A 22,036-nucleotide genomic window follows, 5' to 3' on the forward strand; every position below is an offset into this window, starting at 1 on the left:
TCACCTTTCCTGTCTTGCCGCAAGCAGCGCCTTGCCGGCGCGGGCCGCATTCGGTCTGCCGAGATGCCGGCTGATCCAGTCGCCGGTTCTCGCCACCGCCATCAGGTCGACATCGGTTTTAATGCCAAGCCCGTGCAGCAGATAAACGACATCTTCGGTGGCGACGTTGCCGCTGGCGCCCGGCGCAAAGGGGCAGCCGCCCAACCCGGCCACCGAACTGTCGAAGACGGAGATACCTTCATCCAGCGAGGCCAGAACATTGGCGACGCCCTGCCCATAGGTATCGTGGAAATGCATGGCGAGTTTTTCACGCGGGATGCGGGCAGACACTCGCTTGATGAGATTGCGAATCTGGTCCGCCGTGCCGACGCCGATCGTATCGCCGAGCGAGATTTCGTAACAGCCGAGTGCGATGAGCGCTTCGGCCATCGCCGCCAGCTCATCGGGCGCAACCGCGCCGTCATAGGGGCAGCCGGCTATGCAGGAGACATAACCGCGCATGAGGATGTTCCGGCCAGCCGCCGCTGATGCGACATCGCGCAGGCGCTCGAGGCTTTCGGCGCGCGAGCAGCCGATATTGTGCTGGCTGAAACCTTCGGATGCGGAGACGAAAACGGCGATTTCTGTCACACCGGCTTCAATGGCGGCCTCGAAACCTTTCATATTGGGAACGAGTGCCGGATAGGCGGTGCCGGGTCGCCTTTCGAGGCCCTGGAACACCTCTTTCGAACCCGCCATTTGCGGCACTTTTTTGGGTGAGACGAAAGCGCCCGCTTCCACCGCCGCCAATCCGGCTGCGGCCAGCCGTTCGATCAGCTCGATCTTGATGGCGGCTGGAACCTCGGCGCTTTCGTTCTGCAAGCCGTCACGCGCGCCCACTTCGACGATTTTTACCTTTCGGGGCCAGCTCATCTCAGCCGCCCTCCGGCTCGAAATCCACCAGCACCGCACCGGCCGCGACCATATCGCCCTCAATGCAATTGATGGCCGTGACGGTGCCTTTCGCCGGCGCGCGGATCGTGTGCTCCATTTTCATCGCCTCCATCACCACAAGCGCCTCGCCGGCTTCAACGGCGGCACCGTTGCTGCTCAGCAAGGCGCGGATGACGCCGGGCATGGGTGCTTCCAGACCGCCGGTATGGGGAGCGGAATCCGCGATATCGACGGGATCCGGCTGGCCGATGCGATAATGCTCGCCATCCAGAAAAAGCGCGTAATGGCCATCCTCTGTAAAGAAATGGCCCTGCCTTTTCCTGCCTGCCACGGTCGCTAGGAATTTGCCATCGTCCGAGAGGCCGCCATTGGCGCTGATCGCGCGTCCGTCGATCTCCAGCGAAAAGCCGTCCGCCTCATGCGTGACGCCGACGCCAAGCGGCTGGTTGTCAAACACGAAATAAAGCGTTTCCCGCGCCGGCGCGTTGAGGCGGAAGGCGGCCGTCGTGTTCCACGGGCTATGGGGATCGGCCTGTGAACCCGGCTTTCCGTTTTTTTGCCGCGCAAGCAGCAGGCCAAGCGCGGCCATGGCTATCTCGTTCCCGTTCGTTGCTGCCGGGGCAAACAGCGCCGCTTCGTTACGGGCGATGAAGCCGGTATCGAGATCGGCGTTCGCGAAGGCCGCCAGTCCCGCAAGCCGCGTCAGAAAGGCGGCATTGCTGGTGACGCCGCAGATCGCCAGATTTTCGAGCGCCAACCGCAGACGCCGTACCGCCGATTGGCGATCTCGGTCCCAGACGATCAACTTGGCGATCATCGGATCGTAATGCACGGTGATGGCGTCGCCGGCGCGTATGCCGCTGTCGATCCTGACGTGAAGGCCCTGATCGGGAAAAACAAGATGGCTGACGGTGCCGATCGACGGCAAAAAATCATGCGCCGGGTCTTCGGCATAAATCCGCGCCTCGATGGCGTGGCCGTTTATGCTGAGACCGGTCCAGTCTTCCGGCAGGGGCTCTCCGTTGGCGACGCGGATCTGCCATTCGACCAGGTCGAGACCGGTAATATATTCCGTCACCGGATGTTCGACCTGAAGCCTCGTATTCATTTCCATGAAATAGAAGTCGCCGGAAGGGTCGAGCAGGAATTCCACGGTTCCCGCGCCGCGATAATCGATGGCGCGGGCGGCGGCGACCGCCGCTTCATACATGCGCTGGCGAAGCGCATCGGGCAGACCGGGGGCAGGGGCTTCCTCTATGACCTTCTGGTGCCGGCGCTGGATCGAGCAGTCGCGCTCGAAAAGCGAAACACACTTGCCGTGGCCGTCGGCAAAGACCTGCACTTCCACATGGCGCGGCCGTTCAAGGTATTTTTCGATCAGCATGCGGTCATTGCCGAAGGCGGCCAGCGCTTCGCGTTTTGCACCCGCAAGCTCCGCTGCGAAGTCGCGCTTTTGCCGGACGATACGCATGCCCTTGCCGCCGCCGCCGGCTGAGGCCTTGAGCAGCACCGGATAACCGATCGTGTCCGCCTCGCTTGCCAGTCGTTTCTCCGATTGTTCGTCACCGTGATAACCGGGAACGACCGGAACGCCGGCCTCTGCCATCAGCGCCTTTGCCTCGCTTTTTCCACCCATGGCGCGGATTGCCGCTGCTGGCGGGCCAATGAAAACGAGGCCGGCTGCGGCGCAGGCTTCGGCGAAACCGGCATTCTCCGAAAGGAAACCGTAACCCGGATGAATGGCTTGCGCGCCGCAGGCTTTTGCGGCGGCGATGATTTTTTCACCGTCGAGATAGGAGGCTCGCGCGGGTGCTGCGCCGATGGTTATGGCCTCGTCGGCCAGCGTCACATGCATGGCGTCACGGTCTGCATCCGAATAAACGGCAACGGTGCGGATACCCATCTTGGCGGCGGTGCGGATGATGCGGCAGGCGATTTCGCCCCTGTTGGCGATCAGTATTTTCGAGAACATGGTCGCCTCACATCCTGAATATGCCGAAACGGGTGGGTTCTATCGGTGCGTTAAGCGCGGCGGACAGGCCAAGGCCGAGCACGAGGCGGGTATCCTTCGGGTCGATGATGCCATCGTCCCACAGCCTTGCGCTGGCATAATAGGGATGTCCCTCCCGCTCGTATTTTTCCCGGATCGGCTGCTTGAACGCCTCTTCGCCTTCCTGCGACCAGTGGCGGCCATCGGCCTCGATGCCGTCGCGGCGGATTTGCGCCAGAACGGACGCCGCCTGTTCACCGCCCATCACGGAAATGCGGGCATTCGGCCACATCCACAGGAAGCGTGGCGAATAGGCCCGGCCGCACATGCCGTAATTGCCGGCCCCGAAGGAGCCGCCGATGATGACGGTGAATTTCGGCACTTTTGCCGATGCTACGGCGGTGACGAGCTTCGCACCATCCTTGGCGATACCACCGGCTTCATAGGCCTTGCCGACCATGAAGCCGGTGATGTTTTGCAGGAAAACCAGCGGGATGCCGCGCTGGCAGCAGAGCTCGATGAAATGCGCGCCCTTCAGCGCCGATTCCGAAAAAAGGATACCGTTATTGGCGATAATTCCAACGGGATAGCCATGGATATGGGCGAAACCGCAGACGAGCGTCGTGCCGTAGAGCGCCTTGAACTCGTCAAATTCCGAACCATCCACCAGTCGGGCAATGATCTCGCGCACCTCGAAGGGTTTTCGCGTGTCGGCAGGAACAATGCCGTAAAGCTCCTCAGCCGGATAAAGCGGGTCTGCGGGTTCGCGGATATCCAGCTCCACCTGCTTTCGGCGGTTCAGCGTGGAAACGATCCGCCGGGTCAGCGCCAGCGCATGGCGGTCGTCATGGGCATAATGATCGGTGACGCCGGATTGGCGGGAATGCACATCCGCGCCGCCGAGGTCCTCCGCACTTACCACCTCGCCGGTCGCCGCCTTCACCAGCGGCGGGCCGCCGAGAAAGATCGTGCCCTGATTTTTGACGATCACGGACTGGTCGCTCATGGCAGGCACATAGGCCCCGCCCGCCGTGCAGCTGCCCATCACCACGGCGATCTGGGCGATACCTTCCGCCGACATATTGGCCTGATTGTAGAAGATGCGGCCGAAATGATCGCGGTCGGGAAACACCTCGTCCTGATTGGGCAGGTTCGCGCCGCCGGAATCCACGAGGTAAATGCAGGGCAGGCGGTTCTCAGTGGCGATTTCCTGCGCGCGCAGATGTTTCTTCACTGTCAGCGGATAATAGGTGCCGCCTTTTACCGTCGCGTCATTGGCGACGATCACACATTCACGGCCCGAGACCCGGCCGATGCCGGTAACGATGCCGGCGGCGGGAACGGGTTCGTCATAGACCTCGTAAGCTGCAAATTGCGACAATTCCAGAAACGGGCTGCCGGGATCGAGAAGGGCCTCGATGCGGTCACGCGCCAGCAATTTGCCGCGGGAAAGATGCCGTTCGCGGGCCTTTTCGCCGCCGCCTCTGGAGATTTTTTCGACATGTTGGCGCAGGTCATCGACCAGCCCCGACATGAAATCGACATTGGCAGCAAAGGTGGGGTCGCGGTTCAGACTGGAAGTAAGCTTCATCGCGTCCTCACCCGTTGCCCTTGACCAGTTCGCGGCCGATCAGCATCCGCCGGATTTCACTGGTGCCGGCGCCGATCTCGTAAAGCTTGGCGTCGCGCAGCAAACGTCCGGCCGGGCTTTCATTGACATAGCCGGAGCCGCCGAGAAGCTGGATCGCATCCAGCGCCACCTGTGTCGCCCGCTCGGCGGCAAATAGGATTGCGCCAGCGGCGTCCTGCCTCGTGATGCGGCCATTGTCGCAGGCCCGCGCCACGGCATAGACATAGGCGCGGGATGCATTCATGGACGAGTAGATATCGGCGAGCTTGCCCTGCACCAGCTGGAATTCGCCGATAGCCTTGCCGAATTGTTTGCGCTCGCGGGCATAGGGCAGCACCAGATCGATGGCCGCCTGCATGATACCGACGGGGCCGGCGGCCAGCACGGCTCGCTCATAGTCCAGCCCGCTCATCAGCACCGTCACGCCGTCATTGAGGCGGCCGAGAATGTTCTCTTCCGGCACCTCGCAATCCTCGAACACCAGTTCTGACGTGGGTGAGCCGCGCATGCCGAGCTTGTCGAGTTTCTGGGCCGGGCGAAATCCCTTGAAGCCCTTTTCGATCAGGAAGGCGGTGATGCCGCGCGGGCCGGCGGACATATCCGTCTTGGCGTAGACCACCAGCGTATCGGCCTCGTGGCCATTGGTGATCCACATTTTTGCGCCGTTCAGCACATAGCGATCACCCCTGCGTTCCGCCTTCAGCCGCATGGACACGACATCCGAACCGGCTTCCGTCTCGCTCATGGCGAGTGAACCGACATGTTCACCGGAGACGAGTTTCGGCAGATATCTATGCTTCTGCTCTTGCGTTCCCCAGCGGTGAATCTGGTTGATACAGAGGTTGGAATGAGCGCCGTAGGAAAGGCCGATGGAAGCCGAAGCCCGGCTTATTTCCTCCATCGCCACGCAATGGGCGAGATAACCCATGTCGGCACCGCCGAACTCTTCCGAAACGGTGATGCCGTGCAGGCCGAGCTCACCCATCTCCGGCCAGAGCTTGCGTGGAAAACGGTCGTCCCTGTCGATCTCTGCCGCCAGCGGAGCGATTTTATCATCTGCGAATGCACTTGCGCTGTCGCGCAATGCTGCGATTTCCGGGCCGAGATCGGCATCGAAAATGGCGGCGAGGTTCAAACTCATCGCGTCTCCTCCTCCGGACGGCAGGCCGTCCCTCTTTTCAGCAGTCGGCACCTCCTCCGCGCCGGCAGCTCTTATTTACGGCGTGTCACCCCCGGTGAAGGCGGCGGAACGGCGCACGAATGTCTTGATGGCGAAATTGGACTGGATGCGCGACACGCCGGGAACCGTGGTCAGGAAATCCAGTAGCTCCTGATAATGCGGCAAATCCCGCACCATGGCGTGGATCAGGTAATCGGAACTGCCGCTGGTCTGATAACCGCCCACGACTTCGGGGATAGAAGCGACATGGTGTTCGAAGGTCGTCAGCGCTTCCTTGATCTGCCGTTCCAGCGTGACGGAGATGAAGACGCCCATATTGCCGAGCAGCCGGTTTTCATCGAACACGGCGGTATAGCCACGAATGATGCCTTCCTCTTCCAGCTTGCGTACACGGCGCAGCGTTGGCGTGAAGGAAAGGCCGATGCGGGCCGCCAGATCGCGCCAGCTCACCCGCCCGTCATCGCCGAGCACATGCAGAATCTTGCGGTCGAAACTGTCGAGCTCAATCATGGATCATTTGCTCTATGATATGACTAATTGTTGGATCAAAGATATCGTCAATCAAAAAACTGTCAATCAAAATAGCTTTGAAATGAATTCGAGATAGTGATAGCGTTCACCTCAGTCGCGGTCTGGAGGAGATTGCGATGACGGTCGCTCTCTTAAGTGGGAGAATGGCCAAGGGAGGTGAATTTGGCTGTGCATGACCCTGTCGTGATCGTCGGGGCCGCCCGTACTGCTATGGGTGGGTTCCAGGGCGAATTCAAATCGGTGGCCGCGCCCGATCTCGGTGCGGCGGCGATCCGCGCGGCTGCTGAGCGGGCTGCGGTTCCGCCTTCTGATATTGACGATGTGCTGATGGGTTGCGTGCTTGCGGCGGGGCAAGGGCAGGCTCCGGCCAGACAGGCGGCCATTGCCGCCGGAATCCCCAACTCGGTTGGTGCGACGACGATCAACAAGATGTGCGGCTCTGGCATGAAAGCGATCATGCTGGCGCATGACCAGATTTCGGCGGGAAGCTCTTCAATCGTGCTTGCGGGCGGCATGGAAAGCATGAGCAACGCGCCCTATCTCTTGGACCGCGCCCGCAACGGCTATCGTCTCGGCCATGGCAAGCTCACCGACCACATGTTTCTGGATGGCCTCGAAGACGCTTATGACAAGGGTCGGCTGATGGGCACTTTCGCTGAAGATTGCGCTGAAGCCTACCAATTCACCCGTGCCATGCAGGACGACTATGCGCTGACCTCGCTGGAGCGCGCCCGGCGTGCCATTGCTGAGGGGGCTTTCGAAGCGGAAATAGCGCCCGTCGTGGATATCTCGGTGGACGAGCAGCCGGGCAAGGCGAAGCCGGAAAAGATCCCGCAACTGAAGCCCGCCTTTCGCGATGGCGGAACGGTGACGGCGGCCAATTCCAGCTCGATTTCCGATGGCGCGGCCGCTCTCGTTCTCATGCGTCGCTCCGAAGCGGAAAGGCGGGGCCTTTCACCGCTGGCGACCATTATCGGCCAAACCTCTTATGCGGATGCACCCGCCGGATATCCAACGGCTCCCATCGGCGCGATGAAAAAGCTGTTCGATAAAACCGGCTGTGCGGCGAAGGATATCGATCTGTTCGAAATCAACGAGGCCTTTGCCGTGGTGGCGATGGCGGCAATGCGCGATCTCGATCTGCCACATGAGAAGGTGAATGTGCATGGCGGCGCCTGTGCGCTCGGCCATCCCATCGGCGCTTCAGGCGCGAGGATCGTCGTCACCCTGCTGGCCGCTTTGCAGCGCCACGGGCTGAAACGGGGCGTGGCCGCCGTCTGCATCGGCGGCGGCGAAGCAACCGCGCTCGGCATAGAGCGACATTAAGGGGAGGCGGCGATGATCCTGAACGAAGCCCAGCAGCAGATCAGGGACATGGCCCGCGATTTCGCCCGCGAGCGGCTCGCCCCTGGGGCTGCTTCGCGTGACCGGGAAAGCCGGTTCCCGAAAGACGAACTGAAAGAGATGGGAGATCTCGGCTTCCTTGGGATGCTTGTCTCCGAGGACTATGGCGGGTCGGAAACCGGTGCCGTTGCCTATGCTTTGGCGGTGGAGGAAGTCGCTGCCGGTGACGGGGCCTGTTCCACCATCATGAGCGTGCACAATTCGGTCGGCTGCGTGCCGATCCTGAAATTCGGGACCGAAGACCAGAAGCAGCGTTTCCTGCCGAAACTGGCTTCCGGCGAATGGATCGGTGGTTTTGCGCTGACCGAACCGCAGGCCGGTTCCGATGCCTCCAACCTCAAGACCCGCGCCCGGCGCGATGGCGACCGCTACATTCTCGACGGCGCAAAGCAGTTCATCACATCAGGCAAGAATGGCGATGTCGTCATCGTCTTTGCCGTTACCGATGCGGCGGCGGGCAAGAAGGGCATCAGCGCGTTCATCGTGCCGACCGATACGCCGGGTTACGAGGTCATAAGGGTCGAAGAAAAGCTCGGCCTGCATTCATCCGACACCTGCCAGATTGCCTTTACCGAGATGGCGGTACCGGCCGAACTGCGGCTGGGCGAAGAGGGGCAGGGGTATCGCATCGCGCTTGCCAATCTGGAAGGTGGGCGCATCGGCATCGCCGCGCAGGCGGTCGGCATGGCGCAGGCCGCCTTCGAGGCGGCGCGGGATTATGCGCGCGAGCGCAAGGCCTTCGGGCAGGCAATCGTGGAGCATCAGGCGGTGGCGTTTCGCCTCGCGGACATGGCGACGCGGATTGAGGCGGCGCGGCAGCTGGTGCTGCATGCGGCGGCGCTGAAGGAAGCGGGTGAGCCCTGTCTTTCGGAGGCCTCGATGGCCAAGCTCTTCGCCTCCGAAATGGCCGAACGCGTCTGCTCGGACGCCATCCAGATTCACGGCGGTTACGGCTACATGGCGGATTATCCGGTGGAGCGGATCTATCGCGATGTGCGCATCTGCCAGATTTACGAGGGGACCAGCGATGTCCAGCGGATGGTAATCGCGCGGAACCTTTGAGAGTTGTTTCGCGGTCTGGAGGAGATCGCGACGGGAGGAGTAGAATGGATATAACCGAAACGCCACGTCTCAGCCTGCATGTTCCCGAACCTGCGGTGCGGCCCGGCGGGGAGCCGGATTTCTCCAATGTGAAAATACCCAAAGCCGGTTCCGTGCCGCGCCCGGAAGTTGACGCCGCGCCGGAAAGCATGCGCGATCTCGCCTATTCGATCATCCGTGTCCTCAATCACCAGGGCGAGGCCGTTGGGCCGTGGGCCGGGCTGCTTTCGGATGAAGACTTGCTGGTGGGCCTCAAAAACATGATGCGGCTTCGGGCTTTCGATGCGCGCATGCTGATGGCGCAGCGGCAGGGCAAGACCTCCTTCTACATGCAGCATCTGGGTGAAGAGGCGGTGAGCTGCGCCTTCCGCAAGGCGCTTTCCAAGGGCGACATGAATTTCCCGACCTATCGGCAGGCAGGGCTGCTGATCGCCGACGATTACCCGCTCGTCACCATGATGAACCAGATCTATTCCAACGAACTGGATCCGCTGCATGGGCGGCAGTTGCCGGTGCTTTATTCCTCGAAGGAGCATGGTTTCTTCACCGTCTCCGGCAATCTCGCCACGCAATATGTGCAGGCGGTCGGCTGGGCGATGGCGTCGGCCATCAAAGGCGATACGAAGATCGCCGCAGCATGGATCGGCGACGGTTCGACGGCGGAGTCGGATTTTCACTCGGCGATGGTCTTTGCCTCCACCTACAAGGCCCCGGTGGTTCTCAATATCGTCAATAACCAATGGGCGATTTCCACCTTTCAGGGCATCGCGCGCGGCGGCTCCGGCACCTTTGCGGCGCGCGGGCTGGGCTTCGGCATTCCCGCACTTCGGGTCGACGGCAATGATTATCTCGCCGTTTATGCCGTGGCGCGCTGGGCGGTGGAACGGGCGCGCCGCAATCTCGGCCCGACGCTGATCGAATATGTGACCTATCGTGTCGGCGCCCATTCCACGTCGGACGATCCGAGCGCTTACCGCCCTAAGACGGAATCCGAGGCATGGCCGCTGGGCGACCCGGTTCTGAGGCTCAAAAAACACCTCATCCTGCGCGGCGTCTGGTCGGAGGAAAGGCACCGGCAGACGGAGGCGGAAATCGCCGATGAGGTGCTTGAGGCGCAGCGCGAGGCAGAAAGCCACGGCACGCTGCATGAGGGCGGCAAACCGCCGAAAAAGGATATTTTCGAAGGCGTTTACGCCGAGATGCCGCCGCATCTCGTCCGCCAGCGCCAGAAGGCAGGATGGTAAGACATGGCAAGAATGACGATGATTGAAGCCGTCCGCAGCGCCATGGATGTGTCCATGGAGCGCAGCGACGATGTCGTGGTGTTCGGGGAGGATGTGGGCTATTTCGGCGGCGTGTTCCGCGCCACGCAGGGGCTGCAGGGAAAATACGGCAAGACCCGCTGTTTCGATGCTCCGATCAGCGAATCCGGCATTGTCGGCACCGCCATCGGCATGGCCGCTTATGGCCTGCGGCCCTGTGTCGAAATCCAGTTCGCCGATTACATGTATCCCGCCTATGACCAGATCACCCAGGAGGCGGCGCGTATCCGCTATCGCTCCAATGGCGATTTCACCTGCCCCATCGTTCTCAGAATGCCGACCGGCGGGGGCATTTTTGGCGGGCAGACGCACAGCCAGAGCCCGGAAGCGCTTTTTACCCATGTCTGCGGGTTGAAGGTGGTGGTTCCTTCAAATCCTTATGACGCCAAGGGGCTGCTGATCGCATCCATCGAAGACCCCGACCCGGTGATGTTTCTGGAGCCGAAGCGGCTTTATAACGGTCCCTTCGACGGGCATCACGACCGGCCGGTAACGCCCTGGTCCAAACACGAGATGGGGGAGGTGCCGGAAGGGCACTACACCATTCCCATCGGCAAGGCCGAGATACGCCGTCCCGGAAACGCTGTCACCGTCATCGCTTATGGCACCATGGTGCATGTGGCGCTGGCGGCGGCGGAAGAGACGGGTGTGGATGCCGAGATCATCGACCTTCGCAGCCTGCTGCCGCTCGATCTCGATACCATCGTGAAGTCCGTCTCCAAGACCGGCCGCTGCGTCATGGTGCATGAGGCGACGTTGACCTCCGGCTTCGGGGCCGAAGTCGTGTCGCTGGTGCAGGAACATTGTTTTTATCACCTTGAGGCCCCCGTCGTCCGCGTCGCGGGCTGGGATACGCCTTACCCGCATGCGCAGGAGTGGGACTATTTTCCGGGACCTGCCCGTGTCGGGCGCGCCCTTGTCGAAGTCATGGAGGCCTGATTATGGCGGAATTTGTTCTCACGATGCCTGATGTCGGTGAAGGTGTGGCGGAAGCCGAACTGGTGGAATGGAACGTCAAACCGGGCGATCTCGTCCACGAGGACATGGTGCTGGCCGCGGTGATGACCGACAAGGCGACGGTGGAAATCCCGTCCCCGGTGGCGGGCGTCGTCACCTGGCTCGCCGTGACGGTCGGAAATACCGTGCCGGTGAAGGCGCCGCTCCTGCGCATCGAAACCGATGTCGCCGCCGCCGCTCCCAGTGGCAGTGCGCCGGAAGCAGAGGCGCCCACCCAGATGACGGAAGCGCCTGCCGACATGACGGACACGCCACCACCTGTTGAAGCCCAGCCGACGGCGCGAGAGGCCGAGGAGGCGCCGCCGGCGCCCGCCGCCGAACCGCATCATAAACCGCTGGCGTCTCCCGCCGTTCGCCAGCGCGCCGACGATCTCGATATCGATCTCACCAAGGTCAAGGGAACGGGCCCCGACGGGCATATCACCCATGCCGATCTCGACGGGTTTTTAACCGTGCGCGGTCGGCCGGAAAGCCCCGAGCCGATAGCGCCCCACGATAGCGCTGTCGAGGAGGTGAAGGTGACCGGGCTCAGGCGCAAGATTGCCGAGAAGATGGTGCTTTCCGCCTCCCGCATTCCCCACATCACCTATGTCGAAGAAGTCGACGTGACCGATCTGGAGGATTTGCGCGCGACCATGAACGGCAACCGCCGTTCCGGGCAACCGAAGCTGACGATCCTGCCGTTCCTGATGCGCGCGCTGGTGAAGGCCGTTGCCGATCATCCCGGCATGAATGCCACCTTTGACGACGAAAAAGGGGTCGTCAGCCACTATGAAGCGGTTCATATCGGCATCGCAACGCAGACGCCGTCGGGCCTCACCGTTCCGGTCGTGCGCCACACGGAAACGCTCGGTCTTTGGGAATGCGCGGGCGAAGTCGCACGCGTCGCCGAAGCCGCCCGCACCGGCACGGCCCATCGGGAAGAGCTGATGGGCTCCACGATCACCATCAGTTCGCTGGGAGCCTTGGGCGGTGTGGTCTCGACACCCATCATCAATCACCCCGAAGTGGCGATCATCGGCGTCAACAAGATCATGACGCGTCCGGTCTGGGACGGGACGCGATTTGTGCCGCGCAAGATGATGAACCTCTCATCGAGCTTCGATCACCGGGTTGTCGATGGCTGGGATGCGGCAGTCTTCATTCAGGCCATCAAGGCATTGCTGGAGAAGCCCGCGCTTATTTTCATCGAGTGAAGGCGATCCGTGCTCCCTCATCCCTGTGCTCGTCACAGTGATCCAGCCTGCCCAAGTCTTTGGGCTGAAAGGACTCTCTCCACCGCGCAGACGCGCGTCGGCTGGATTCCTGTGACGAGCACAGGAATGAGGGTGTATGCGTGTCATGACCGCATTTCTTAGCTCGCGTTTTCGACCTTCACGGAACTGTTTCGCTGTCTGTATAGGCTTGCGTTCGTCATCTTCGGGTATAGAAGAGAAGAACGAGAAGCATGTTTTCTCATCATGATCATAGTGGCGGAAGAGGGCGCTCCGGTGCCCGGCGGTCCGCCCTCCGCCGGCAACCGAATGAAGAAGAAGGTCCTCCCATGCGCACTCCCAAACCCGTTGTCCTGACTATTCTCGATGGCTGGGGGCTGAACGAGGACACATCCAGCAATGCGCCGGTGCTGGCGAATACGCCCACCATGGACCGGCTTTTCGCCACCTGCCCGAATGCGAGGCTCACCACTTTCGGCCCGAATGTCGGCCTGCCCACCGGGCAGATGGGCAATTCGGAAGTCGGTCACACCAATATCGGCGCCGGCCGCATCGTCGCCATGGATCTCGGCCAGATCGATCTGGCGATTGAGGATGGCAGCTTTTTCCGCAATGCGGCGATGCTTGATTTCGCCGCCACGGTGAAGGCCGCGGGTGGTGTGGCGCATCTGATGTGCGTCGTTTCCGATGGCGGCGTCCATGGCCATATCCTCCACGGTCAGGCGGCGGTGAAGCTGATGATCAGCCACGGCCTGAAGGTGGTGGTACATGCCATCACCGACGGCCGCGATGTCGCGCCGCAATCGGCTGAAGATTTTGTGGCGGCGCTGGTGGCAAGCCTGCCGCAGGGGGCAAGCATCGGCACGGTAATCGGCCGCTATTATGCGATGGATCGCGACAATCGCTGGGAGCGCGTCGAGAAAGCCTATGACGCCATGGTTCTGGCGAAAGGCGAACACGCGCGCGATGCGGTGAGCGCCGTTGCCCAGAGCTACAAAAACAACGTCACCGACGAATTCATCCTGCCGACGGTGATCGACGGCTATGAGGGCTTCAAGGCCGGCGATGGCCTGTTCTGCCTGAATTTCCGCGCCGACCGTGCCCGTGAAATCCTGCTCGCCATAGGGGCGGACGATTTCGACGGTTTTTCGCGCGAAAAGCCCGTCCTTTCGGCGCTGCTCGGCATGGTGGAATATTCCACACGGCACAATGATTTCATGACCACGGCCTATCCCAAGCGCGATATCGTCAATACGCTGGGCGAATGGGTGGCGAAGCAGGGGCTTACGCAGTTCCGCCTTGCCGAGACGGAAAAATATCCGCATGTCACCTTCTTCCTGAATGGCGGCAAGGAAGAGCCGGAAGTCGGCGAAGACCGCTTCATGCCGAAATCGCCGAAGGTTGCGACTTACGATCTGCAGCCGGAGATGAGTGCGCCGGAAGTGACGGAAAAATTCGTTGAGGCGATCGGCAAGGGTTACGATCTGATCGTCACCAATTACGCTAACCCTGATATGGTCGGTCATACCGGCGATCTGCAGGCCGCAATCAAGGCCTGTGAAGCCGTGGATCGCGGGCTTGGTGCGGTCGTTGCCGCCCTCGAAAAAGTGGGTGGCGCAATGATTGTCATTGCCGACCACGGCAATTGCGAAACCATGGTCGACCCGGTGACCGGTGGCCCGCATACGGCGCACACCACCAATCCGGTGCCGGTGATCCTTTTCGGCGGTCCGGAAGGTGCGAAGCTGCATGACGGCATTCTTGCCGATGTCGCGCCCACCCTGCTGCAACTGATGAATGTGCCGCTGCCGCCGGAAATGACGGGCAAAAGCCTCATCGACCTCTAATCACACGCCGTCGCGCGGGAGCGTTCCAGCCCCGCGCGACTGCCCGTTCCCCGCGCGCCGAACGAGCGTTTGCGTTATGGCTGCTTTGAATAGAGGCGGTCGTGGACCAGCATGCCGGCAATCATGGCGCCGACGAAAAGAACGACCGGCATCAGCCCGAGGGCGAGGGCCGATAGTGCCGGGCCGGGGCAGAAACCGGCAAGCCCCCAACCGACGCCGAAAATGGCCGAGCCTGTTATGAGCGGCCGGTCGATGCGGGTTTTTGCGGGAAGGCTGAAACCCTCTGCGAGGACCGGTTTGGCGAGACGTCGGCTGAGCAGCACACCCGGCACGGCGACCATCACCGCGCCGCCGAGAACGAACATAAGGCTCGGGTCCCAATGGCCGCCCGCGACGTCGAGAAAACCGGAAACACGAGCCGGATCGACCATGCCGGAGAGCGAAAGGCCGAAGCCGAACAGCGCTCCCGCGGCCAATGCCAGGACAACACGCGCCACGGCTGGATTTTTCATGACAGGGCTCCGGTTAGCGTCGCGGCGCAAATGCCGGTGATCAGGAAGGTGGCAGTCGCGGCGATGGAGCGCCGGGAAAATCGCGCCAGCCCCATGATCCCATGGCCGGATGTGCAGCCGGAGCCCATGCGCGTACCGAAACCCACCAGCAGGCCTGCCACGAGGATGAGCGGCCATGGTGAAACTATGGTGACGGCAGGCAAGCGGCCGAATGCGGCGGCATGGATATAAGGCCCGGCGAGCAAGCCGGCGACGAAGGCGAGATCGGCAAGACGCCGCTCCCTGCCGAGCATTTTGCCCATGATCCCGCTGATGCCGGCAATGCGGCCGTTGAAAACAAACAGCAGAATGCTGGCAAGACCGAGCAGCATGCCACCGAAAAGAGAGGGCCAATAGGGGCTCACGGGGTCTCCTCCGGCGCGCAGAATATGGTGTAAAGGGCCTCGATCAGTTGCGCCGCTTTCGCTTCACTCAGTTGGTAGAAGATTTGCTTGGCATCGCGCCGGGTTTCGACCACACCGGCTTCCCGCAGGACGCCCAGCTGCTGGGAAAGCGTCGGCTGGCGAATATCCAGCTTGACCTCAAGCTCGCCGACGGAAAATTCCCCCTGCGCCAGCGTGCAGGCGAGCATCAGCCGCGCGGGATGAGCAAGCGTTTTCAGAAGCAGCGCGACCTCGACAGCCCGCTCTTCCATGGCGGGGAGAGGGATTTCTGCAATATGCGCGGGCTTTTCCAGCGCGTTTTCCTTTACCATATGCTGCCCTCCAGCACGTCGAGCGGGAATTTCAGGTAACGCTTGCCATTCGCTTCCGGCTCCGGCAGACGGCCGCCACAAATATTGACCTGCAAGGCGTGGAGAATGAGCTTCGGCATCGGCAATGTGCGATCCCGCGCTTCTCTGAGACGGATGAAACCCTCCTCCGTCATGCCGGCAAGATGTGGATTGCTGCGTTTCTGTTCGCCGACCGTGCTTTCCCATTTAGGCGCGCGGCCGCCGGGCTGATAATCGTGGCCGGTGAAAAGCCGTGTTTCGTCGGGAAGGGCGAGAATGTCCTGGATCGACGTCCAGAGTTCTCTGGCGCTGCCGCCGGGGAAATCGGCGCGCGCGGTGCCGGAATCGGGCATGAAAAGCGTATCGTGCACAAAGGCGGCATTACCGACCACATAGGTGACAGAGGCGAGCGTGTGCCCGGGCGAAAACAGCACGCGCGCTTCAAGGGAGCCGATATTGAACCGGTCCCCCGCCTCGAACAACCGGTCCCATTGCGAGCCGTCGGTTTCGAAATCCGGCCAGTTATATTTCTCCTGCCAGAGCTTTTGTACGCCGGTGACTTTCGCGCCGATCGCCGTCTGCGCGCCGGTCTTCTGCTTCAAGTAATGGGCGGCGGAAAAATGGTCGGCATGCGGATGGGTATCGAGAATCCATTCCACCGACAGGCCCTGGCTCTCCACATAGTCCAGAATGGCGTCGGCATTCATCGTTCCGGTTGCGCCGGATTTCTCATCGAAATCATAGACCGGGTCGATAATGGCGCAACGCTTGGTCGCCGGATCGGAAACGACATATTGCACGCTCCATGTGCGCGGATCGAAAAATGCCTTGACGTGCGGAACCGCCGCAGCGCGCCGTTCCAGCCAGCGGGTGGCGCCGGAAAGGTCAAAGCCATGCGCCTTGCCGAAAGCCTCGATATCGTCCCTTTCGATGCGCCCATCCAGCGCTTCTCCGAGAACATGAAGGGTGAGCGCGCGGGTGCCGCCCTTGCAATGGGCAAAAACGGGGCCTTCCGCTTCCGCCATTTTCTGTTGGAAGGCGCGGATATCGGCTTCGGTAATGGTAGGGCCGCTAACGGGGATGAAACCATAATCCATGCCCGCCGCGCTGGCGGCGCTTTTTTCCTGCGCATTGCCCGGCTGGCCGGGCTCTTCACCATCAGGCCGGGCGTTGATGATGCTTTTATAACCCTGGGCGGAGAGCGATGGGAAATCGGCGATCATCGGCTGGCCCGCAACTGTCAGACGCTCGTTGATCTTCACGGCATTCATCGGCATCTCCTGTTGTAATAATTTAATATATATTATTATATAATGTATATTGTGTGTTTGCAAGGGCGCGAACCGCCCTCGTTTCCGAATGTCTCCTGCCGTATTTTCAGGAAGGGTTCGGAAGGAAATCCTAGAGACGGGATTTCTTCGTTTTGTGACGGGTGGGTGGAGATTGCCTGTATTTGACATGCAAAAACATGCCTTGCGCCCGAAATATTGGGGCACAAGGCATGTTCGCGAAAACCGGTTCGAATTCAGGCCCGCTTCAGACGGCGAGTCTGCGGCGCGTCGCCTTCCAGCCAAGACAGATGGCTGCAACAAGCAGAACCGTCTGGGCGACCACGAAGGGCGGTTCATTGCCGTTCGGCGCCAGGTTGTTCAGTGTTTCGACCTTCAGAAAAGCTTGAACGATCAACACGAACATATTGAGATAAAGGCTGATCGTGGCGGTGATCGTATAAATGATGCGCGCTCTGCCATTCAGACCGAATCCATAAAGCGCAACCAGTGCGATTGCCAGAACAAGGGTAGAGATGATGCCGACGCCGAGTGCCGGTGTGAAATTTCCGATTGGAAACAGGAAGCCGGTAAGTGTGGTGGCGAGCGTGGTGACGAGGAAAATCGCCATCATGCGGGGCATCCACCGCCCCGCCGCATAAGCGGGCAGGGCGATTAGTCCGGTGGCAATGCCGATGAAGCTTAAGCCCACATGCAATGCCGTGAATTGGGGAATGGTCAGTCCGAGGATCATGATACGTCTCCCTCTATTCGGTTTTGGCTGCACGATACCGGCTGGCGGCAAGTGCATGCGACAGATTGGGCCTTAACGCCGCGCGCGCCGCAAGGAAATTTTCGAGATCGGCCGTATCCGGCAGGGAAGGAATGGTCAGCCCTTCGCCGAGGTCGAGACCTGCAAGAGCCGCATCCACCATCTCGTAAACGTCCATGACCATGGCGGCCGGAATGGCATCGAGCCGTTCCTCTTCCCAGATCGCCGTGCGGGTGATGCCCGGCAGGACGGCCTGAACCCGCACACCGGAGGGCGAAAGCTGCGCCTGCAGCGCCTCGGTGAAGGCAAGCACAAAGGCCTTGGTCGCCGGGTAGACGGCGGTGAATGCCGCCGGCATCAGCGCCGTGACCGAAGTGATGTTGATGATCGTGCCCTTGCCATCGGCGGCAAGACGCGGTGCGATGGCGGCCGCAAGCCGGGTGACGGCAAGAATGTTGAGGTTGATCATCGTCGTCACATAGGCCGGGTCCAGCGCCGTGATCGCGCCTTCACCGGCAATGCCGGCATTGTTGACGAGGCCGGTAATCCGTCGGTCGTCACGCAGCCGCACCTCCACCTTTTCGAGGTCTTCCGCCCTGGAAAGATCGGCGGAGAGAACCTCGACTGCGATGCGATGATCCTTTTCCAGCTGTGCGGCGAGCGCCTTCAGCTTTTCGGCACGCCGTGCCACGAGAATGAGATCATGGCCGCGTTTTGCCAGACGTTCGGCATAGACCGCGCCGATGCCGTCGGATGCGCCGGTGATGAGAAATGTATTCTGTGTCATGTCCGTGTCTCCTGTGTGCGGCGATTTCAGGCGTTGATGAAGGCGAGAAGGTCGGCGTTGAACCGGTCCTGATGGGTCTGCGTCAGGCCATGGTCGGCGCCCTCGTAGATTTTGAGGACCGCATGTTTGACGATTTTGACCGTGGAAAGCGCGGAAGCGCCGACCGGCACGATCTGGTCGTCATCGCCGTGCAGAACAAGCGTCGGTTTGTCGAAGGCCTTCAGGTCCTGATGGAAATCGCTTTCCGAAAAGGCGCGAATGCTGTCGAGCTGGCCTTTCAGGCCGCCCATCATGCCCTGCCGCCAGAATTCGTCGCGGATGCCTTCGGATATCACCGCACCTTCGCGGTTGTAGCCGTAGAAGGGAATGGTCAGGTCTTTGAAGAACTGGCTGCGATTGTCATAGGTGCCCTTGCGAATGCCGTCGAAAACATCGATCGGCAGGCCGATGGCATTGCTTTCCGTCTTCAGCATCAGCGGCGGAACCGCGCCGATAAGGGCGATTTTCGCGACGCGGGCCGTGCCGTGGCGGCCGATATAGCGCGTCACCTCGCCGCCGCCGGTGGAATGGCCGACCAGAATGATGTCGTGAAGGTCGAGCTGTTCGATCAGCTCGGCCAGATCGTCGGCATATTGATCCATGGTATTGTTGTGCCATACGTGATCGGAGCGGCCGTGGCTGCGGCGGTCATGGGCGATGGTGCGGAAACCGTTGTTAGCGAAGAACACCATTTGTGCATCCCATGTATCGGCGCTGAGCGGCCAGCCATGGGAGAAGATGATGGGCTGGCCGTCTTTGCGGCCCCAGTCCTTGTAGAAAATATGCGTTCCGTCTCTGGTGGTGATCGTTGTCATGGCTCTCTCTCCTGTTGCAGGGAGCTTGCTTGCGTCCCGTGGGAATAGAGATACTCTGGAGGCCGCCGGGGCTGGATTGGCGCTTCTGACAGAAAACGAGCCGAAACTGACAAAACGGGGTGTGGGGCGCATGGCAGGTGTAACGGGAAGCGCGCTGGAAGTGGGGCTGGTCCTCTATCGGGACTGTCAGATCGCCATGGTGCATGGCATCACCGATCTTTTCACTATTGCGTCGGTATTTTCACAGGATCGCGGCGGGCCTAAATTGCGGGTTAGCCATTGGAGCATGGGCGAAGGCGGTGAATTTTCCCGCTCCTATGACACCGAATCCGGCCGACCCGGGCATCCCGATATCTTCGTTGTACCCGGTCGGTTGACGGGCCCTGCTGAAATCGAGGAAGCCGCGCCTTACGCCCGCTGGCTGCTGGATCGGCATGCGCAGGGGGCGACGCTGGCCGCCAGTTGCGGCGGTTCTTTCATGATTGCAGCCACGGGTCTCCTGTCCGGCCGCCCGGCCACTACCCACTGGTTGTTTGCCGAGCGGTTCCGCGAACGTTTTCCAGACATCCGGCTGGAGATAGACAAGATCGTCATCGAGGATGGCGATATCATCACGGCTGGCGGGCTGATGGCGTGGACCGATCTTGGCCTGCGCATCGTTGACCGACTGCTCGGGCCTTCGGTGATGATCGAGACCGGAAAGTTCCTGCTGATCGACCCTTCTGGGCGTGAACAGCGCCATTACAGCAGCTTCGCCCCGCGGCTGACGCATGGCGATGAGCCGATCCTGAAGGTGCAGCACTGGCTGCAGGCGCGCGCCGGGTGGGCGACGAGCGTTACCGACATGGCCGGCCATGCCGGGCTGGAGGAGCGAACCTTCCTGCGCCGCTTCAAGGCGGCGACCGGCATGAAGCCCATCGAATATGTTCAGCATCTGCGGGTCGGCAAGGCGCGGGAATTGCTGGAATTCACCCGCCGTTCGGTCGATCAGATCGCATGGTCGGTGGGCTATGAGGATTCAGCCGCCTTTCGCCGGGTGTTTCATCGCATTCTCGGCCTCTCACCGGGTGAATATAGAAGCCGCTTTTCCAGCGGTTCGGCCATGGCTGCGGCGTGAGGGCGGCCAGCCGTCCCGGTGGTGCGGAGGCCCGGCCCTTGCAATGTGGCGGGTGTTTGCTAACATGCCAGACAAGTTTAAAACAGGTGGGCCGGAATGGACGTTGAGAGCAGCACGAAGCAGGGGGTATCGCTCGCGGCGAAAATCAGTTCGGCATTACGGCGGGATCTGTCGGAGGGTGTGTTCCGCCCCGGCGACCGTCTTCCGAGCGAAAGCGAACTGACGCGTGAATATTCCGTCAGCCGAACCGTGGTGCGCGAGGCCATCGCCATTCTGCGCGCCGATGGCCTTGTTGAAGCCCGCAAGGGCGCGGGCGTTTTTGCCGTCGAGGTAAAACCGGCCAAGGAGCTGCCCTTCAACGATCTGGCCGTCGGACGAATTTCCTCGGTGATCGAATTGCTGGAATTGCGCACTGTCTTTGAGGTCGAATCCGCCGGGCTTGCGGCATCGCGCCGTTCCGCCGTGCAGGTGGAGGCGATTGTGGATGCGCACCGGCGTGTCGGTGATTGTCTCGCCGCCGGCCTGCCGACGCGGGACGCCGATTTCGAGTTCCATCTGGCCATTGCACAGGCGACGCAGAACAGGCGGTTTCCAGAGTTTCTTCAGCTTATTCGCTCTGGCATCATTCCCCGCGGCGAATTGCAGGGTGCTGCACCCGGGTCGCGTCCGAAGGACTACAACTTGCATCTCCAGGAGGAGCATGCGAGGATCGTCGACGCCATCATCGAAGGCGATGCTGATGCCGCCCGCCAATATATGGCGGCGCATCTGCGCGGCAGTCTTGAGCGCTACAAGGTGCTTCTGCGCTCGCGAACTACCGCGGAGTGATCCGGAAATGGCCTATGGGCCAATGGGTTACGCGCTCGCTCGCCGATAAAGGGCCAGCGAGGCGGCGAGCGTGAGAAGCGCCCCGCCGCAAATCCGGTCGAGCCACAGGGCTCCGGATTTCCGCAGCAGCTGGACGGCCTGCGAGCCGAGCAGGGCATATCCGAACATCACGATGAAATCGATGCCGGCGAAGATCAGTGCAAGAGCGGCATATTGCTGGAGCTGTGGCGCGGCGGGATCGATGAATTGCGGCAGGAAAGCCGAAAAGAACAGATATCCTTTTGGGTTGGTCACCGCCACGAGAAAGCTCTTGAGGAAAATCGAGCGGGTGGAGGCGGCTCCGCTGGCGTCTGCCGATTGAAGGGCGCCATCGAGCGTGCCTCTGGAACGCAAGAGCATGAGGCCGAGGAAAGCAAGATAACAGACGCCCACCCATTTGACGACGCCGAACCAGAATTCGGAGGCCGCGAGCAGGGCGCCCAGTCCCAGCGCAGCCGCGCCGATCAGGACGAAATCCGAGAGAACAGCGCCAGCCATGCCGATCATCGCGCGGCGTATTCCGAATCTCGAGCCATTGGCAAGCGCCAGCAAAACGGTGGGGCCGGGTGTCGCAATGCCGATAAAGGCGACGACGGCAAATGCCAGAAGCGTCATGTCAGCCATATTTTCCTCCCCCTGAAGGCACGGACGTCATCGGCATCATAGCCGGGGAACAGGTATCCGCGCATTCCGCAAGGCGGAGAATACAGGCTTTTGCGGTTGCGGCAACGCAGGCACCTTTCCCAAAGACAAAATGAAAGCGGGGTGAGCCCGGTCCGAAATTTCCATCCCGGACGCATATTTCGGAACCTCGGCCAATGCGGATTTCGCTGGCATGCGCTTGACAGCTTCCAACACCTGTGACAACTTGCAGATAGTTGTCAGACAGGATTGCGCCTTGGTCACTTGCGCGGTCGA

21 protein-coding genes are annotated in these 22,036 nt (G+C 61.2%); 8 read left to right on the forward strand and 13 right to left on the reverse strand.

The genetic code is table 11. The features are described 5' to 3' along the window. The 5 genes from EM858_RS02460 to EM858_RS02480 form a co-directional block, all read right to left on the reverse strand. Positions 1–912 carry a hydroxymethylglutaryl-CoA lyase gene (locus tag EM858_RS02460; protein WP_127755684.1) on the reverse strand — a complete coding sequence of 304 codons (912 nt, stop codon included), beginning with the start codon at positions 910–912 and terminating at the stop codon, positions 1–3. A 1-nt stretch (position 913) separates the two neighbouring features. Further along, complete coding sequence (locus EM858_RS02465; RefSeq protein WP_127755685.1) at positions 914–2,905, reverse strand: acetyl/propionyl/methylcrotonyl-CoA carboxylase subunit alpha; 1,992 nt, start codon at positions 2,903–2,905, stop codon at positions 914–916. Positions 2,906–2,912: 7 nt separating this feature from the next. Beyond that, a complete protein-coding gene (locus tag EM858_RS02470; protein ID WP_127755686.1) occupies positions 2,913–4,514 on the reverse strand; it encodes a carboxyl transferase domain-containing protein in 1,602 nt (533 codons plus the stop codon). A gap of 7 nt (positions 4,515–4,521) precedes the next feature. After that, positions 4,522–5,694 (reverse strand): isovaleryl-CoA dehydrogenase, encoded by a 1,173-nt coding sequence (locus EM858_RS02475; RefSeq protein WP_127755687.1) that lies wholly within the window; start codon positions 5,692–5,694, stop codon positions 4,522–4,524. A gap of 75 nt (positions 5,695–5,769) precedes the next feature. Then, complete coding sequence (locus tag EM858_RS02480) at positions 5,770–6,243, reverse strand: Lrp/AsnC family transcriptional regulator (RefSeq protein ID WP_003524741.1); 474 nt, start codon at positions 6,241–6,243, stop codon at positions 5,770–5,772. 183 nt (positions 6,244–6,426) lie between these two features. On the opposite strand from EM858_RS02480, the gene EM858_RS02485 reads away from it, so the two are divergent. The 6 genes from EM858_RS02485 to gpmI all read left to right on the forward strand — a co-directional run bounded on the left by EM858_RS02485 (position 6,427) and on the right by gpmI (position 14,169). Next, a complete protein-coding gene (locus EM858_RS02485; protein ID WP_164865276.1) occupies positions 6,427–7,590 on the forward strand; it encodes an acetyl-CoA C-acyltransferase in 1,164 nt (387 codons plus the stop codon). A gap of 12 nt (positions 7,591–7,602) precedes the next feature. Further along, positions 7,603–8,730 (forward strand): acyl-CoA dehydrogenase family protein, encoded by a 1,128-nt coding sequence (locus EM858_RS02490; protein WP_127755689.1) that lies wholly within the window; start codon positions 7,603–7,605, stop codon positions 8,728–8,730. 44 nt (positions 8,731–8,774) lie between these two features. Further along, complete coding sequence (locus EM858_RS02495) at positions 8,775–10,013, forward strand: 3-methyl-2-oxobutanoate dehydrogenase (2-methylpropanoyl-transferring) subunit alpha (RefSeq protein ID WP_127755690.1); 1,239 nt, start codon at positions 8,775–8,777, stop codon at positions 10,011–10,013. 3 nt (positions 10,014–10,016) lie between these two features. Beyond that, on the forward strand, positions 10,017–11,030 hold the full coding sequence (locus EM858_RS02500; protein WP_059753514.1) for an alpha-ketoacid dehydrogenase subunit beta: 1,014 nt from the start codon (positions 10,017–10,019) through the stop codon (positions 11,028–11,030). A 2-nt stretch (positions 11,031–11,032) separates the two neighbouring features. Then, positions 11,033–12,304: a dihydrolipoamide acetyltransferase family protein gene (locus EM858_RS02505; RefSeq protein ID WP_127755691.1), complete on the forward strand. Its 1,272-nt coding sequence runs from the start codon at positions 11,033–11,035 to the stop codon at positions 12,302–12,304. 347 nt (positions 12,305–12,651) lie between these two features. Further along, positions 12,652–14,169, forward strand: coding sequence for a 2,3-bisphosphoglycerate-independent phosphoglycerate mutase (gpmI, locus tag EM858_RS02520; protein ID WP_127755692.1), 1,518 nt, complete (start codon positions 12,652–12,654; stop codon positions 14,167–14,169). A 74-nt stretch (positions 14,170–14,243) separates the two neighbouring features. Here the strand turns inward: gpmI and EM858_RS02525 are convergent, their stop codons facing one another. The 7 genes from EM858_RS02525 to EM858_RS02555 all read right to left on the reverse strand — a co-directional run bounded on the left by EM858_RS02525 (position 14,244) and on the right by EM858_RS02555 (position 19,134). Continuing rightward, entirely contained in the window at positions 14,244–14,681 is a 438-nt protein-coding gene (locus tag EM858_RS02525; RefSeq protein WP_127755693.1) for a YeeE/YedE family protein, read from the reverse strand. Then, positions 14,678–15,085, reverse strand: a complete 408-nt coding sequence (locus EM858_RS02530) for a YeeE/YedE family protein (protein ID WP_127755694.1) — start codon at positions 15,083–15,085, stop codon at positions 14,678–14,680. The genes EM858_RS02525 and EM858_RS02530 overlap by 4 nt, the downstream gene beginning before the upstream one ends. After that, entirely contained in the window at positions 15,082–15,435 is a 354-nt protein-coding gene (gene bigR / locus EM858_RS02535; protein ID WP_127755695.1) for a sulfite-sensing transcriptional repressor BigR, read from the reverse strand. The genes EM858_RS02530 and bigR overlap by 4 nt, the downstream gene beginning before the upstream one ends. After that, positions 15,429–16,724, reverse strand: coding sequence for a bifunctional sulfur transferase/dioxygenase Blh (gene blh, locus EM858_RS02540; RefSeq protein ID WP_127755696.1), 1,296 nt, complete (start codon positions 16,722–16,724; stop codon positions 15,429–15,431). Before blh ends, bigR begins: the two co-directional genes overlap by 7 nt. A 265-nt stretch (positions 16,725–16,989) precedes the next feature. After that, complete coding sequence (locus tag EM858_RS02545) at positions 16,990–17,475, reverse strand: hypothetical protein (RefSeq protein ID WP_127755697.1); 486 nt, start codon at positions 17,473–17,475, stop codon at positions 16,990–16,992. A gap of 13 nt (positions 17,476–17,488) precedes the next feature. After that, positions 17,489–18,280: an SDR family oxidoreductase gene (locus tag EM858_RS02550; protein ID WP_127755698.1), complete on the reverse strand. Its 792-nt coding sequence runs from the start codon at positions 18,278–18,280 to the stop codon at positions 17,489–17,491. A gap of 26 nt (positions 18,281–18,306) precedes the next feature. Continuing rightward, positions 18,307–19,134: an alpha/beta hydrolase gene (locus EM858_RS02555; protein WP_127755699.1), complete on the reverse strand. Its 828-nt coding sequence runs from the start codon at positions 19,132–19,134 to the stop codon at positions 18,307–18,309. 130 nt (positions 19,135–19,264) lie between these two features. Here EM858_RS02555 and EM858_RS02560 point away from each other — a divergent pair, with 130 nt between their 5' ends. Next, positions 19,265–20,251 carry a GlxA family transcriptional regulator gene (locus tag EM858_RS02560; RefSeq protein WP_127755903.1) on the forward strand — a complete coding sequence of 329 codons (987 nt, stop codon included), beginning with the start codon at positions 19,265–19,267 and terminating at the stop codon, positions 20,249–20,251. Between the two features lie 96 nt (positions 20,252–20,347). Continuing rightward, on the forward strand, positions 20,348–21,079 hold the full coding sequence (locus EM858_RS02565; RefSeq protein ID WP_127755700.1) for a FadR/GntR family transcriptional regulator: 732 nt from the start codon (positions 20,348–20,350) through the stop codon (positions 21,077–21,079). A 27-nt stretch (positions 21,080–21,106) separates the two neighbouring features. Here the strand turns inward: EM858_RS02565 and EM858_RS02570 are convergent, their stop codons facing one another. Then, the gene (locus tag EM858_RS02570; RefSeq protein WP_127755701.1) at positions 21,107–21,742 is read right to left on the reverse strand and encodes a LysE family translocator; all 636 of its coding nucleotides are present in this window, start codon (positions 21,740–21,742) and stop codon (positions 21,107–21,109) included. Between the last annotated feature and the right edge of the window lie 294 nt (positions 21,743–22,036).

Source organism: Agrobacterium sp. CNPSo 2736 (assembly GCF_004005385.1).
In the GTDB taxonomy this organism is placed as follows: domain Bacteria; phylum Pseudomonadota; class Alphaproteobacteria; order Rhizobiales; family Rhizobiaceae; genus Agrobacterium; species Agrobacterium leguminum.